This window comes from Roseixanthobacter pseudopolyaromaticivorans (assembly GCF_043195145.2).
Lineage (GTDB): Bacteria > Pseudomonadota > Alphaproteobacteria > Rhizobiales > Xanthobacteraceae > NCEH01.
On the sequence record NZ_CM195539.1, the window covers coordinates 141,497 to 156,955 of the forward strand.

11 protein-coding genes are annotated in these 15,459 nt (G+C 67.5%); 2 read left to right on the forward strand and 9 right to left on the reverse strand.

All coding sequences use genetic code 11. The features are described from left to right. Positions 1-15 precede the first annotated feature (15 nt). From V5F68_RS00665 to V5F68_RS00695, 7 genes are all read right to left on the reverse strand, one after another. Positions 16-837 carry an XdhC family protein gene (locus V5F68_RS00665; RefSeq protein ID WP_394012664.1) on the reverse strand — a complete coding sequence of 274 codons (822 nt, stop codon included), beginning with the start codon at positions 835-837 and terminating at the stop codon, positions 16-18. Positions 838-851: 14 nt separating this feature from the next. Continuing rightward, on the reverse strand, positions 852-2,057 hold the full coding sequence (locus V5F68_RS00670; protein WP_394012663.1) for a vWA domain-containing protein: 1,206 nt from the start codon (positions 2,055-2,057) through the stop codon (positions 852-854). Next, positions 2,057-2,935 (reverse strand): AAA family ATPase, encoded by an 879-nt coding sequence (locus V5F68_RS00675; protein WP_394012662.1) that lies wholly within the window; start codon positions 2,933-2,935, stop codon positions 2,057-2,059. Before V5F68_RS00675 ends, V5F68_RS00670 begins: the two co-directional genes overlap by 1 nt. Before the next feature lie 56 nt (positions 2,936-2,991). Further along, on the reverse strand, positions 2,992-5,430 hold the full coding sequence (locus V5F68_RS00680) for an aerobic carbon-monoxide dehydrogenase large subunit (RefSeq protein ID WP_394012661.1): 2,439 nt from the start codon (positions 5,428-5,430) through the stop codon (positions 2,992-2,994). Beyond that, entirely contained in the window at positions 5,427-5,927 is a 501-nt protein-coding gene (locus V5F68_RS00685) for a 2Fe-2S iron-sulfur cluster-binding protein (RefSeq protein WP_394012660.1), read from the reverse strand. Before V5F68_RS00685 ends, V5F68_RS00680 begins: the two co-directional genes overlap by 4 nt. Before the next feature lie 27 nt (positions 5,928-5,954). Then, on the reverse strand, positions 5,955-6,821 hold the full coding sequence (locus V5F68_RS00690) for an FAD binding domain-containing protein (RefSeq protein ID WP_394012659.1): 867 nt from the start codon (positions 6,819-6,821) through the stop codon (positions 5,955-5,957). Between the two features lie 193 nt (positions 6,822-7,014). Then, a complete protein-coding gene (locus V5F68_RS00695) occupies positions 7,015-8,325 on the reverse strand; it encodes an MHYT domain-containing protein (protein WP_394012658.1) in 1,311 nt (436 codons plus the stop codon). 189 nt (positions 8,326-8,514) lie between these two features. On the opposite strand from V5F68_RS00695, the gene ku (V5F68_RS00700) reads away from it, so the two are divergent. Further along, positions 8,515-9,414 carry a non-homologous end joining protein Ku gene (gene ku / locus V5F68_RS00700; RefSeq protein ID WP_394012657.1) on the forward strand — a complete coding sequence of 300 codons (900 nt, stop codon included), beginning with the start codon at positions 8,515-8,517 and terminating at the stop codon, positions 9,412-9,414. 19 nt (positions 9,415-9,433) lie between these two features. Here ku (V5F68_RS00700) and ku (V5F68_RS00705) read toward each other — a convergent pair whose 3' ends face one another. After that, the gene (ku, locus tag V5F68_RS00705) at positions 9,434-10,240 is read right to left on the reverse strand and encodes a non-homologous end joining protein Ku (protein ID WP_394012656.1); all 807 of its coding nucleotides are present in this window, start codon (positions 10,238-10,240) and stop codon (positions 9,434-9,436) included. Positions 10,241-10,335: 95 nt separating this feature from the next. On the opposite strand from ku (V5F68_RS00705), the gene ligD reads away from it, so the two are divergent. After that, positions 10,336-13,092, forward strand: a complete 2,757-nt coding sequence (ligD, locus tag V5F68_RS00710) for a DNA ligase D (protein ID WP_394013040.1) — start codon at positions 10,336-10,338, stop codon at positions 13,090-13,092. A gap of 51 nt (positions 13,093-13,143) precedes the next feature. Here the strand turns inward: ligD and V5F68_RS00715 are convergent, their stop codons facing one another. Then, positions 13,144-15,432 carry a TonB-dependent receptor gene (locus V5F68_RS00715; protein WP_394012655.1) on the reverse strand — a complete coding sequence of 763 codons (2,289 nt, stop codon included), beginning with the start codon at positions 15,430-15,432 and terminating at the stop codon, positions 13,144-13,146. Positions 15,433-15,459: the final 27 nt, after the last annotated feature.

Consider the following 15,459-nt stretch of genomic DNA (forward strand, 5'->3'; position numbering starts at 1 on the left):
ATGATCTCTCTTTTTCTAAGAAACGGCGCCGCGCTGGTCGCGCCTGCGCACGAGCACCAGTTCGGCAAGGATGGAGAGCGCGATCTCCTCCGGCGTGATGGCGCCGAGATCGAGGCCCGCCGGGGCTTTCAGCGCATCGAGCCGGGCCTGGGGCACGCCGGCTTCGCGCAATTTCTCGCTGAGCGTCTGCGCCTTGCGGCGCGAGCCGACGAACGCCACGTGGCGCGCCTCCAGGCCGAGCGCGGCGGTGAGCGCGGCAAGATCACCGGCACCCTGGGTGGAGACCACGACGAAGCGCGGCCCACTGGCCGCCGGCGGCGCAAAGCCTTCCGCCATGCGGTCGGCGCCGGTGAATTTCCCATGGTCCGCCGCCGGCGCGGCGGCGGTGACGCTGAAGCCGAACTGTGGCGCCAGCGCAACCAGCGCGACCGCAACGGGGGATGCCCCCATCACCACCAGTTCCGGGCGCGGCAGCACCGGCTCCACGAAGATGTCCATGGTGCCCTTGGAGGGGCACATGTTGGAGACGTAGCGCACCCCCTCGCGGGTCTCCCCGGCGTGCACGCCGAGGTCTTCCAGCAGGTCCTCCGGCTGGATCGAGACGAGGCGCGGCTGGCCGTCGGCGAGGGCCTCGCGGGCCGCCTTCAGCGTCGCCCCGCGCGCGCAGCCGCCGCCGATCCAGCCGGCGAGCACCGTGCCGTCGGGCAAGATCAGCGCCTTCGCGCCCGCCTTGGCGGCGGTGACGGAGACCGTGCGCACCACGGTCGCGAGGGCGAACGGCTGCTCCTTCTGCTTCATGCCGTCCATGAGCGCGAACATGTCGATGGGACTGGTCATGGCGCCTCCTCCCGTCATAGCCGGGCAAGATAGGGTTCGAGGGCTTCCAGGCTCTCCAGATTGTGGGCCGGCGCGAACAGGTCCACGAACGGGAGTGCCGCCTTCATGCCGGCCGCCTCCGGGGCATAATCGCGCCAGCCGATCATGGGGTTGAGCCACACGATGCGGCGGCAGCGGCGGTGCAGGGCCGCCATCTCGCGCGCCAGCAGCTCCGGTTCGCCGGTGTCGTAGCCGTCCGAGACGATCAGCACGGCGGTGCGCGAATGGAGCGTGCGCGCGGCGTGCCAGCGGTTGAAGGTGGCGAGGCTCTCGCCGATCCGCGTGCCGCCGCCGACCCCCTGGGCCATCAGGCCGAGGCGGTCCATGGCGCGCTGTGGGTCCTTCTCCTTCACCGCGTCGGTCACGTCGATGAGACGGGTGTGAAAGACGAAGGCGGCGGCCTGGCGGAAGCTGTCCAGCGTGCCGTGGATGAAGCGCACGAACACCGCCACATAGGGGCTCATGGAGCCGGAAGCATCCAGCAGGATCACCAGCTTCAAGGGCTTCGAGCGGCGGCGGCGGTGCACCAGCTCCACCGGCAGGCCGCCCCGCGCGACCGACCGGTGGAGGGTGCGCCGCAGGTCCAGCCGGGCGCCGGTGCGGGCGGCGCGGGCGCGCCGGGTGAGGCGGGCGCGCATGGCCTTGGCGAGGCGCTGGGCCAACGCATAGGCCCGCTCCAGCTCCTGTGGGTCGGCGATATGGCGGAAGTCGGTGGTCTCCAGCCGCTCGGCGCGGGAGGCCCCGGCGCGGCGCTGCTCGGCGCCTTCGTCCGCTCCCGCCTCGCTGCCCGGCACCCGGTCCACCCGGCTGACTGGCCCGCTGCCGCCCGCCTCGGGCGCATCCGCGCCGGGGCGCGGCGGCAAATTGGAGGGCGTGCGGCGCTGGTCCGCCATGCGCACGCTGGCGCGCAAATGCTTCTCGAACCAATAGGCGTCGAACAGATCGTCGAATTTCTCCCAATCCGAGCGGCGCGAGGCGAACAGGGCACGGAGCGCGGCGCGCAGGCGGGTCTTGTCCGCAAGGCCGGGTTGGGCCAGCACCCGCAGCGCGTCGGCGCTCTCGGCGAAGCCGGTGGCGAAGCCGTTGTCCCGCAGCGCCCGCACGAAGCCCGCGAGCCGCGTGCGCACGATCGCGCCCGCCGGCGGCGGCTCGGGACGGGGGGAGAGCGCGGGCGCGTGCATCAGGCCACCTGTTCCAGCAGGCGGGAGACCACCTCGCGCGGCAAAGCGCAGCGGTCCTCATGGGTTTTCAGCAAGGTGATGAGCAGGTCATAGACGCTCTCGGGGTCGTGCCGCAGGTCCTTCAGCCCGATGCCGGTGAGGGCGGCGGCGAAATCCAGGCTCTCGGCGACGCCGGGCACCTTGCGCAAATCTTCCCGCCGCACGTCGCGCACGAAGCGCGCCACCTGCAGCGCCAGCGCCGCGTCGATGCCCGGCACGCGGGCCTTCAGGATGGCCGCTTCGCGGTCCACCTCCGGGAAATCCACGAAATGATAGAGGCAGCGGCGGCGCAGGGCGTCGGAAAGTTCGCGCGTGCCGTTGGAGGTGAGCACCACACGCGGAATGGAGCGCGCCGTCACCGTGCCCAATTCGGGAATGGTCACCTGGAAATCGGAGAGGATCTCCAGCAGGAAGGCTTCGAATTCCTCGTCCGCGCGGTCCACCTCGTCGATCAGCAGAACCGCGGGGGTGATGCTGCGGATCGCCGCGAGCAGCGGGCGTTCCAGCAGATAATCCTGCGAGAAGATCTCCGCCTCCACCGCGCGCGGGCTCTCGCCGCTGCCTTCGCGGGCCTTGAGCGCGAGGATCTGGCGCTGGTAGTTCCATTCATAGAGGGCGGCGTTCTGGTCCAGCCCCTCGTAGCATTGCAGGCGGATCAGCGGCGCGCCGTGCACCTGCGCGAGCGCCTGCGCCACCGCCGTCTTGCCCACCCCGGCCGCGCCTTCCAGCAGCAGCGGCCGGTGCAGCAGGTCCATCAGATAGAGCGCGGTCGCAAGGTCGCGGTCGGCGAGATAGCCGGCCTCGGCGAGGCGCTGCGCGATGATGTCCCGGTCGCTCATGGTTGCGTCGCCATTGAAAAAGAGGGGAGGGCGCCCCTGCGCCCTCCCTGGAGGATTTAGGCGGGCGCGTTCGCTTGGGCATGCAGGCCGAGCTTTTCGGCCATTTCCCACATGCGCCAGGCGTCGTGCGGCATGTCGATATGGGTGGTGCCGAGGAAGGAGAAGGCGTCGTTCACCGCATTGGAGAAGCACGGCACGCCGCCCACATGCGGGCTCTCGCCCACGCCCTTCGCGCCGATGGGATGATGCGGCGAGGGGGTCTCGGTGAAGTCGGTCTCCCAATGGGGCGTCTCCACCGCCGTGGGCAGGAAGAAGTCCATGAAGGACGCTCCCATCACATTGCCCATGGCGTCGTAGCGGATCTCCTGGCCCATCGCGACGGCGAAGGCTTCGGTGAGGCCGCCGTGCACCTGCCCCTCGATGATCATGGGGTTGATGCGGGTGCCGCAATCGTCCAGCGCGTAGAAGCGGCGGACCTTGAACACGCCGGTGTCCACATCGATGTCCATGACGCAGAAATAGGCGCCGAACGGATAGGTCATGTTGGGCGGGTCGTAATAATTCACCGCCTCCAGGCCCGGTTCGAGATTGGGGATCGGCTGGTTGTAGGAGGCCCAGGCGATCTCCTTCATGCTCTTGCGCTTCTCCGGCAAGCCCTTCACCTGGAAGCCGTCCACGTCCCATTCCAGATCGTTGTGGTGCACTTCCAGGAGGTGTGCGGCGATCATCTGCGCCTTCGCCCGGATTTTGCGCGCGGCCATGGCGGTGGCCGCCCCCGCCGTGGGGGTGGAGCGCGAGCCGTACGTGCCGAGGCCGTAGGGCGCGGTGTCGGTGTTGCCCTCCTCGATCATGATGTCGTCGGCGGGAATGCCCAGTTCGGTGGCGAGGATCTGGGCATAGGTGGTCTCGTGCCCCTGGCCCTGGCTCTTGGTGCCCATGCGGGCGATCACCGAGCCGGTGGGATGGATGCGGATCTCGCAGCTGTCGAACATGCCGATGCCGAGGATGTCGCAATTCTTGGACGGCCCGGCGCCGACGATCTCGGTGAAGAAGGAGACGCCGATGCCCATGATCTCGCGCGTCTCGCCGCGCTTGAACGCTTCGCGCTTTGCCGCCTGTTCTGCGCGCAGGCCGCGGTAATCCACCGCGTTCATCGCCTTTTCCATGGCGAGATGGTAGTCGCCGGAATCATATTCCCAGCCGAGCGCGGCGTGATACGGGAATTGGTCGCGGCGGATGAAGTTCTTCACGCGCAGGTCCGCGCTATCCATGCCGAGCTTCTGCGCCAGCACTTCCACCGCCCGCTCGATGGCATAGACCGCTTCCGTCACCCGGAACGAGCAACGATAGGCCACCCCGCCCGACGCCTTGTTGGTATAGACGCCGTCCACCTCCAGATGCGCCACCGGGATATCGTAGGAGCCGGTGCAGATGTTCATGAAGCCCGCCGGCCATTTGGACGGGTCGGCGCAGGCGTCGAAGGCGCCATGGTCGGCCAGCACATAGCAGCGCATGGCGAGGATCTTGCCGTCCTGGGTCGCGGCAAGTTCCGTGGTCATGTGATAGTCGCGGGCGAACGAGGTGGTGGAGAGGTTCTCCATCCGGTCCTCGACCCATTTCACCGGCTTGCCGAGCACGATGGAGCCCACCACCGCACAGACATAGCCGGCATAGGCGCCGACCTTGTTGCCGAAGCCGCCGCCGATGTCGGGCGCGATGACGTGGATCTTGTGTTCCGGCAGGCCGGAGATGAGCGAGACCACGGTGCGGATGACGTGCGGCGCCTGGAAGGTGCCGTAGAGGGTCAGCTCGCCCTTGATCTTGTCCATGGAGGCGAGCGCCTGGCAGGTCTCCAGGGGCGAGGGATGGGTGCGGTGATAATAGAAGGTCTCCTTCACCGTCACCGGGGCTGAGGCGAAGGCTTCGTCCGTGCCGTCCTTCTCGCCCACCTGCCAGTTGAAGATGTGGTTCGCATGGCGGCGCGGGCCGTGGGCGCCGACCATCTTGTCCACGATGTCCTCGCGCAGGATGGGCGCATCCGGCAGCAGGGCCTTGGACGGGTCCACCAGGACCGGAAGCTCCTCATATTCGCAGTCGATCAGCTCGATGGCGTCGGCGGCGATATAGCGGTCGTCGGCGATGACGAACGCGACTTCCTGGTTCTGGAACAGCACCTTCTCGTCCGCCAACACGGCCTGCACATCGCCCGCGAGGGTGGGCATGTAATGCAGGTTCAGCGGCTTGAGATCGGCGGCGGTGAGCACCGCGCGTACGCCGGGCAGGGCTTTCGCGCGGGAGGTGTCGAGCTTCTTGATGCGGGCGTGGGGATAGGGCGAGCGGTAGAAATCGCCGAACAGCATGCCGGGCAGCTTGATGTCGTCGACATAATTGCCGCGGCCTTGCGTGAAGCGGATGTCCTCCACGCGCTTGCGCTTGCAGCCCATGCCCTGGAGGCGCGCCTCGCGCTCCGCCTTGGTCGGTGTGAGGTCGTTCATTCCGCAGCCTCCTGGAACGGCACGCCGTTGATCTTGGCGGCGGCGTATTGAATGGCCTTGACGATGTTCTGGTAGCCCGTGCAGCGGCAGATGTTGCCGGCGATGCCGAAGCGGATTTCCTCTTCGCTCGGGTTCGGATTCTCCAGCAGCATGCGGTGCGCCCGCAGGATCATGCCGGGGGTGCAGAAGCCGCATTGCAGCCCGTGCATCATGCGGAAGCCTTCCTGCAGGGCGTGCAGCGTGCCGTCGGGCGCGGCCATGCCCTCGATGGTGGTGATCTGCGCGCCCTCGGCCTGCACCGCGAACAGGGTGCAGCTCTTCACCGACTTGCCGTCGAGATCCACCGTGCAGGCGCCGCAATGGGAGGTGTCGCAGCCGATATGGGCGCCGGTGAGCAGCAGGTTTTCGCGGATGAAATGGATGAGCAGCGTGCGCGGCTCGACGAGCCCTTCGACCGCGTCGCCGTTCACCGTCATGGAGACGTGAACCTTCGCCATTTTTGGGTTCCTCGCGGAGTTGAGGGGTCAGCCGGCGGCGCGGGCGAGGGCCCGCGCCAGGGCGCGCTGGAGCATGATTCCCGCCATCTTGGTGCGGTAGGCGGCCGTGCCGCGCCCGTCGGTGGCCGGTTCGGTGATCGCCTCGGCGGCGGCGATGGCGCGGGCGAGGCTCGCCGGGTCCGCGCTGGTGCCGGTGAGGATGTGCGCGGCCTCTTCCGCCAGCAGGGGCGTGTCGCCCACATTGGTGAGCGCGATGGCGCAGGTCGCGATCCGTCCATCGGCCTTGGTGAGCACGACGGCCGCGGCGGCGGTGGCATAATCGCCGATTTTGCGCTTCAGCTTCTCATAGGCGGCGCCATGCCCTTGCGGCGGCACCGGAATGGAGATTGCGGCGAGCATCTCGCCCGGCTCAAGGGCGGTGAAATAGGCGCCCTGGTAGAAGTCGCGGGCGGCCACCTCGCGCGGGCCCTTCTCCCCGGCCAGCTGATAGGTGGCGTCGAGCGCCATCATCACCGCCGGCATGTCGTTGCCGGGATCGCCATTGGCGACATTGCCGCCGAGCGTGCCCACATAGCGCACCTGCGGATCGGCGATCAGCAGTGCGGTTTCTTTCAGGATCGGCAGGGCAGCGGAGAGGTCGGCCGAGGCGATCAGCTCGGCCTGGGTGGTCATGGCGCCGATGACGATGCGCCCGCCCTCGTGGCGGATGCCCTTGAGGTCGGCGATGCCGGCGAGATCCACCAGATGCTCCGGCGTCGCCATGCGCAATTTCATCATGGGGATCAGGCTGTGGCCGCCGGCGAGCGGGCGGGCATCCTCGCCCAGCCGCGCCAGCAGCGCGACCGCCTCCGGCAGGCTTTTTGGCCGGTGATATTCGAAGCGACCGGGAATCATGGCGTCTTCCCCTCTGGACAGACAGGTCAATCGACTTGGTCTTGTTCCAAAGAGGCTCGCCGCTCTCGCGCCGCAGCAACAAGAGTAAAGGAATCAACGGCTTCGCAGGGTCATGAAGCGCGGTGGTTGGTGCATGAAATGCGGCAGGGCTGCTGACATTCCGGCATGAAGTGCGGCAGGCCTGTTGCCCGTTTCACGCCTTGGCGGCGCTCACACGCTGCTTCAGCGTGGAGAAGCGCGCACGTGCAACAGGAATGCTGCGCTGCAGGACCGCGTCGATCTCCGCCGCCCCCGCATCCCCCACCCGCCGCACCGCCTCGATATGCGCCAGCGCGACGATGTAGCTGCGGTGGACCCGCATGAAGGCGGATGGATCGAGCAGGCCATCCACCTCGCCGATGGTGTGCTGGCAGAAGAATTCGTGCGCGCCGTCGGAGATATAGGTGTAGCGGGCGTTGGCCCGCACGAACACGATGTCCCCTACCGGCAGGGCGCGGCGGTGGCCGTCCTTCTCTACCTCGATCTCGCGGGCGAATCGCCGGGCGGCGCCGTTCGCCGAGGGCGGCGCGGCGGGGGGCGCCTCCTCCAGGAAGGCGTCGAGGTCGGCCGCGTCTGCCTCGGCCGGGGTGGCCGCGACCGGATGCTGGGGTAGAGGCGCCGGGGCATGGGAGGCGGCATCGCGCGGGTGCAGGTCCCCTTGCCCTTGCCCTTGCCCTTGCCCTTGCGGATGCGGATCCGCCGCGTGGCCGGTGGCCGGATGCGCGGTGGCCAGTGCGGCGCCCGCTTCGGCGACCGGCGCGCGCTCCGGCATCAGCGAGAGCAGGAAGCCGCCGGAGATGAGGAACGACACCACCGCCACGATCATCGCCATCAGATCGTGCGAGAGGCTCGGTGTGATCGTGGCGGACAGCGGGGCGCCGTGGTCCGCCATCACGCTCATGCCGGCCATGGCGGTATAATGCATGCCGGAGATGGCGAGCCCGAGCAGCACCGCCGAGGCCATGCGCGAGGCGCTGACGAACGGCCGCTCGATCTGCCACAAAGCGAGCGCGCTTGCGGCCACCGCCACCACGCCCGCCGCCAGCACATAGCGCGGGGCATGGTGCATGTGGCCCGGCATGTCGATGGCGGACATGCCGACATAATGCATCGCGATCACCCCCGCCCCCATGGCCAGCGCCCCGCCGGCGATGCGCAGCGGGCGCGGATGGGAGGTGTGCACGATCAGCACCCCGGCGCCGACCATCAGCACGCAGATGAGAAACGAGACCAGGGTCGGCAGCACCAGGAAATCCACGCCGACCGGGAATTGCGCCGCCAGCATGCCGACGAAGTGCATGGACCAGATGCTGACCGCCAGCGTCACCGCCGCCGCCGCGAGCGCCAAGCGCCGGCGCACGCCGGTGCTGCGGTCCACCTGGTCCGCCAGCAGCAGGCTCACATAGCTGCCCTGGGCCGCAATCAGCAGCGACAGGGCCACGAGCCAAGGATTATGGGCGAGCACGTCACCTCTCCCGGCATGACGCGCGCGGCGCGTCCCTCTCCCGAATTGCGGCCACGTTCGAAGCGGGCCATTCTTATGCTCCTTGAGTAAAATCGCACGGCGCGCCGGTCAATGCAGCTCTTCGCGAGCGGCGCACGGAACGCGGAAGGCGCGGCCGCGTTGAGCGGGATCGTCGCACGGGAGCTGCCCATGTCGCCTCGCGCCAATTGGAAGGGTTTCCTGAAGATCGCGGAGCTGAGTTGCGCGGTGGGGCTCTATTCGGCCGTCTCCCAGTCCGAGCGCGTCTCGTTCCACACGGTCAGCCGCAAGAGCGGCCACCGGCTGAACCGCCTGTTCGTGGACGAGGAGACCGGCGAACCGGTGGATCGCGACCAGCAGGTGAAGGGCTACGAGACCGGCAATGGCGATTATATCGTGCTGGAGCCCGAGGAGATCGCCGCCGCCGTGCCGGAGAGCGACAAGACGCTGGATATTTCCGCCTTCATCCCGTGCGGAGACATCGACCTCGTCTATCTCGACCGGCCCTATTATCTCGCGCCGACGGACGATGTGGCCGCGAAGGTATTCGCCCTGATCCGCGCCGGCATGGAATCAAAAAAGGTGGCCGCGCTTGCGCGCACGGTGCTGTTCCGCCGCGTGCGCACGGTGCTGCTGCGGCCCTACGAGGCCGGCATGATCGCGACCACGCTGAATTTCGACTATGAGGTCCGCGCCGCAGCCGATGCCTTTTCGCACGTGCCGGCCCTGAAGGTGAAGGGCGAGATGCTGGATCTCGCCAAGCACATCATCGCCACCAAGGCCGGCCGTTTCGATCCCACCGCCTTCGAGGACCGCTACGAGGCGGCGGTGGTGGATCTGGTGCGGGCCAAGCTCGAGGGCCGCAAGATCGCTCGCCCGAAGGCGCCGGCGAAGTCCAACGTGGTCAATCTGCTGGAGGCTCTGCGCGCCAGCGCGGGCGAGGGCGACAAGGGCGCGCCGCCCAAAAAGGCGTCCGGCGCCAAAGGCGCGAAGAAAGCTCCCGCCAAAACGCGGACTGCCGCTGCGGAAGAGGCAAAGGCAAAGCCGCGGCCGACGCGCAAGGCCAGCTGATCGGGCGAGCGCCGGCGGCTCATTTGCGCCGCTTGCCGCTTCCTTCCTCCGCCTTCAGGCTGCGCTTCAGCGCATCCATGATGTTCACCACATTACTGGGCGCCTCGGCCGGCGCCTTTGGCTTCGCGCGGGCGCTGCCCTTCTTCTTGGCGGCGATGATCTTCTTCAGCTCGGCTTGGACGGGGTCCTTCACCAGATCCGCGCTCCAGGGCTGCGAGCGCTCCGCGATCAGGGACTGCACCAGCTTCATCAGCGGTGCCTCGGGCTTTGCAGCCTCGTGCGCGTCGAACACCTCGCCGGCATCGCGCACCTCATTGCCGTAGCGCAGCGTCCACACCACCATGCCCTTGCCATCCGGCTTCACCAGCACCGCGCGCTCGCGCCGGTAGAGCACGAGGCGGGCGATGCCGGCGGTCTTCGTGGCGGCCATGGCGTCGCGGATCACCGCGAACGCCTCCTCGCCGACCGGATCGTTGGGGAAGAGATAATGGGGGGTGTCGTACCAGATCCAGCCGATGGAGGTCTCCGGCACGAAGGTCTCGATGTCGATGGTGCGGGTGCTTTCCAGCGCCACCGCGTCCAGTTCCTCGTCCTCGAACGTGACGTAGCTTTCCCCGTCGCGGGCGTAGCCCATCACCTGGTCGTCGTCGGCCACGGGCTCCTGGCTTTCGCTGTCCACATATTGCGCGCGCACCCGATGGCCGGTTTCGCGGTTGAGGGTATGGAAGCGGATCTTCTCCGCCTGGGTGGTCGCCGGCATCATGGCCACCGGGCAGGTAACGAGGGAGAGCTTGAGGAAGCCCTTCCAGAAGGACGGCGTGGCCATCGGTGCGCTCCGGTGCGGATTTGTATCCTCGCGCATTGAACCCTTAGGCTCAAGCCGAGTTCCCGTCAGATGATGTGGAGGCGAGCGTGGCCCCGATGAACAAGCTCTCCAGCTATCGCGCCAAGCGGGATTTCAAGCAGACCGCCGAGCCGAGCGGCGCGCACGCCGTGGCGCCGGCGAACGCATTGCGGTTCGTGGTGCAGAAGCACGACGCGACGCGCCTGCATTATGATTTCCGCCTGGAACTGGATGGGGTGTTCAAATCCTGGGCGGTCACGCGCGGTCCCTCCCTCGATCCCGCGGACAAGCGTCTCGCGGTCGAGGTGGAGGACCATCCGCTCGATTATGGCGATTTCGAAGGCACCATTCCCAAGGGCCAATATGGCGGCGGCACGGTGATGCTGTGGGATCGCGGCACCTGGGAGGTGGAAGGCGATCTTTCCGCTGAGGATGCCCTGGCCAAGGGCGATCTGAAATTCACCCTTCATGGGGAAAAGCTCCACGGTAGCTATGTTCTGGTGCGCATGAAGGCCGACCGCACCGGTGGCAAGCGCACCAATTGGCTGCTTATCAAGCATCGCGACGACGACGCCCATCCCGGCGACAAGGATGCCCTGCTGAAGCAGGACCGCTCGGTTGCCTCCGGCCGCAGCATGGAAGAGATCGCCGCCGGCGAGGGGCCCGCGCCCACCCCTTTCATGACGGCGCGCGGCGGCAAGGTGGCGGCCGATGCGGTGTGGGATTCCCGCGCCGGCCTCGCCGCCGATGCACGCGCGGCCAAGGCCAAGGGCGCGGGCGCCGCCGATGCCACCGTGGTGCGGTCCAAGCCGGTGGCGGCGCCGGCGAAAGCGGCGGCGCGCAAACGCGCCGTTCCCGCGCCCGCCGCGATGCCGGAATTCGTCCCGCCGCAATTGTGCACGTCCCTGGAGCGCCCGCCCTCCGGCAAGGGGTGGGTGCACGAGATCAAGCTCGACGGCTACCGCATCCAGTTGCGTGTGGAGGGCGGAAAGGCGGCGCTGCGCACCCGCACCGGCCTTGATTGGACCGCGCGCTTCTCGGCCATCGCCGCGGCGGCGGGGGCCCTTCCCGATGCGCTGATCGATGGCGAGGTGGTGGCGCTGAATGCCCATGGCGCGCCGGATTTTCCCGCGCTCCAGGTGGCGCTCTCGGAAGGACGGACGCAGGACCTCGTCTATTTCGCCTTCGACCTGCTGTTCGAGGGCGGGGAGGATCTGCGCGCCCTGCCGCTGGAAACCCGCAAGGAGCGCCTCCAAGCCCTGTTGGAAGCGCAGGGGGAAAACCCGCGCCTGCGCTATGTGGAGCATCTCGACAATAGCGGCGATGCGGTGCTGCGCTCCGCCTGCCAGCTCGATCTAGAGGGGATCGTCTCCAAGCGCCTCGATGCCCCTTATGCCTCGGGCCGCAGCGGCGCCTGGACCAAGGCCAAGTGCCGCGCCGGCCACGAGGTGGTGATCGGCGGCTGGTCCACCACCAACGGGGCTTTCAGATCGCTCCTGGTCGGCGTGCATCGCGGGGACCATTTCGTCTATCTCGGCCGCGTCGGCACGGGTTATGGCGCCGCCAAGGTGAAGACCTTGCTGCCGCGCCTTGAGGCCGTGGAGACGAAAGCCTCGCCCTTCACCGGCGCCAACGCGCCGCGCAAGGAGGCGGGGGTGCACTGGACCCGGCCCGAACTGGTGGCGGAAGTGGAATTCGCCGGCTGGACCACCTCCGGCATGGTGCGGCAGGCGGCCTTCAAGGCATTGCGCGAGGACAAGCCGGCGGCCGAGGTGGAGGCCGAGCGCCCCGCCCCGGTGGACACGGCGCAGATGTCCCAGCCGGCGCCGGGCAAAGCGAAAGCCGCCCGCGCCGGGGCGGCGGAGGACCCTGCTCCGCCGCCGGCCCCTGCGCCCGCGCCGTCCGGCAAGCCGAAGGTGATGGGCGTGCTGCTCTCCAATCCCGCAAAGCCGCTCTGGCCCGACGCGGGCGATGGCGTGCCCGTGACCAAGCTCGATCTCGCCCGTTATTTCGAGGCCGTCGGCGCCTGGATGCTGCCGCACATCCAGGGCCGGCCGTGCTCTATCGTCCGGGCGCCCGACGGCATCGACGCGGAAACTTTCTTCCAGCGGCACGCCATGAAAGGCACGTCGAACCTCTTGAACCTCGTCACCGTTTCCGGCGACCGCAGCCCCTATCTTCAGATCGATCGCGTGGAAGGCCTTGCCGCCGTGGCGCAGGTGGCGGGGCTGGAACTGCATCCCTGGAACTGCGCCGTGCGGCGGCCGGAGGTGCCGGGGCGGCTGGTGTTCGATCTCGACCCCGGGCCGGACGTGGCGTTTTCCGCCGTGGTCGCGGCAGCCCTGGAGCTGCGGGAGGCTTTGGATGCGCTCGGCCTTGCACCCTTCTGCAAGACCACGGGCGGCAAGGGCCTACATGTAGTGGTGCCGCTCGCGGCGCCGAAATCCGGCGGACCGGACTGGGCGCAAGCCAAGGCGTTCGCGCGCGAAGTGTGCGCGCGCATGGCCCGCGACGCGCCGGACCTCTATGTGGTGAACATGGCGAAGAAGCTGCGCACCGGCCGCATCTTCCTCGACTATCTGCGCAACGACCGCATGGCGACGGCGGTGGCGCCGCTCTCGCCGCGCGCGCGGCCCGGCGCCACCGTCTCCATGCCTTTGAAGTGGGAGGAAGTGAAGGCCGGCCTTGATCCGAAACGCTTCACCGTCCGCACCGCGCCCGCTTCGCTGGAGGAGCGGCGGCCCTGGGCGGACTATGAGACCGCCGCAAAGCCGCTCGCCCCGGCGATCAAGCGCCTGGAGGCGGGGGAAGCCGCCGGGCGGAAGGCAAAATGACCTTCCGCCCGCGTGTGCTCTTCTGCCCGCGTGTGCCCTTCCGCCCGCTCGTCAGAACGTGATCTTCGCATCTGCGATGAAGGTGCGCTGCGGGAAGGGGTGGAACAGCGTGTAGGATTCGTTGCCGATATTGTCGATGCCGAGGCTGATGGAGGCCTGCTCGTTGAATTTGTAGCGGGCCTTTACGTCCACGACGAAGAATTTGTCGAAGGCGCCATAGACGTTGGGAATGATGTCGGTGTTGTCCAGCGTCGAATATTGCTTGCCGCTGTAGCGCGCGGCGATGGTGTAGGCCCAATATTGATCCGGCGTATAGGTGGCGCCGATGGTGGCGCGCCAATCCGGCACATAGGGCACGTGCTTGCCCACGACGCTGGTGCCGGTCGCGCTGGCCCAGGTGGGATCGGCGAGAATGCGCGAATCCACATAGGTCACGCTGCCGAACATCTCCAGGCCGGCGATGAACACGTCTTTCTTCGAGGCAGCAATCTCGATGCCGGTGTTGCGGATCGCCTGCACGTTGGTGACGTAGTTCACCGGCACGGGATAATTGGCCAGGAACGCGGTCTGCTGGATCAGCGCGTCGTCCACATGCTCGTTGAACACGGACACGCGGATCTTGCCGCCGTCGAAGCTGCGCTCGATGGCGAGTTCCTCGCTCAGCGCGTTCTCCGGCGCGAGATTGGGATTGGGGATCGCATAGACCGAGCCGGTCTGCACGATCTGGTAGAGTTCGGTGACGGTCGGGAAGCGATAGGCCTGCCCGAACGAAGCGGTCACCCGCCAGTCCTGCGGCGCCCAGCTCAGCGAGGCCTTGGGCGAGAAGCGCGTCGCGTCCTGTTCCGGCTGGAAGGTGGCGGTGGTGCCGGTGATGGTCCCCGCGGAATTGGCGGTGGTGGCGAGGTTGAAGCCCTGGGTCGCCTGCCAATTCTCCAGCCGCCCGCCCAGCGTCAACTTGAAATCGGGGGCGAAGCGCCAGGCATCCTGTCCCCAAAGCGCCGAGGTGCTCGTGGCGCCGATGCTGTCGGTGTACATTTTCGACGTGGCATCTGGGCCGGAATTCCAGATCGTCGAGGCATAGGTGGGGTTGTTGAGATAATAGCGGTCGGCGTGGAGGCCGAAGCTCACCTCATGGGCCTCGTTCGGCCGCCAGATGAATTTCGCGTCGCCGTTCATCCAATTGGTGCCGTCGAGCCGGGCGATCTTGCCATTGGTGGTGAAGAACGGCCCGGTGGAAGTCACGCCATAGGGGCTGCGCTGGATGTCTTCGAGATAATCATAGCGCGAGAGCGCGAGGTCGAAATCAAACAGGCCGCCGGTGTCGCTTTTCAGCGTGAAGGCGTTGGCGAGGTGCTGCTGGTTGATGGTGTAGTTGGAATTGGCGAAGCCCGCGATGCCGCCGAAGGTGGGCACGCCGCCGAGCGTGCGCAGATAAGTCTGGACGGTGGAGTCCCCGTCGTTCGCCCACAGGCCGATCATGTATTTCGCCTGCAGCCAGGGCGTGATGTCCCACGCGAACTTGCCGTTGAGATTTGTCATCTCGGTGTGCAACAGCCCGCCCGCGCCGGCGACGTTCGCCACCTGTCCGGTCTTGTTAAGCTGCGGGATCAGCCCCGTGGTGTTGGCCGGCACGCCCGGCGTGGTGATCCAGGCCAGCGGCTGGCTGTAGCTGTTCTGGTAGTTGCCGGTGATGAGGAAGGAGAAATTCTCGTTCTTGTTGCCGGTGGAGAGGTTGGTCTGGTCGGTGCGGTAGGTGCCGTTGGTATCGTAGCGGCTGAAGGTCTGGAGCGCCTCGGTCTGCTTGAGGCTGGCCTCGAATTTCTCGGGCATCTTGGTGGTGATCAGCAGCACCCCGCCGATGGAATTGCCGGGATAGGCGGCGGCGAACGGGCCGTAGAGGAAATCCACGCGCTCGATCTCGTCCGGGGTCACGAGGCCCCAGCGCGGCGCGCCGATGGAATTATTGTTGGCGATCAGCGCCGAGAGCAGCAGATCGTCCGCATAGACGAGGCTGCGGGCGGAGGAATTCAGGCCCCAGGTGCGGGTGGCCAGCACCGGCTGGGTGTCGCCATTGTTGCGCTTTCGCACGAACAGGCTGGGCAGGTATTTCACCGCGTCCTCGGTATCGACGATGTTGATCGTCTGCTCCACTTGCTGGGCGGTGACGCTGGCGCTGGTCTGGGGAAGCTGGAACCGCTCCTTGACGGGCGGAACGTCGGAAGCGGCTTTCTGGTCGGTGTTTACGGTGACTTCCGGCAGATCGATGGTTTGGCCGAGGACGGCCGTGCACGATGCGGCAAGCATCGCTGCGGCGCAGGCCGCGCGGAACAGGCGGGACATGGGACACTCCAGGAATGAACGTGCGGA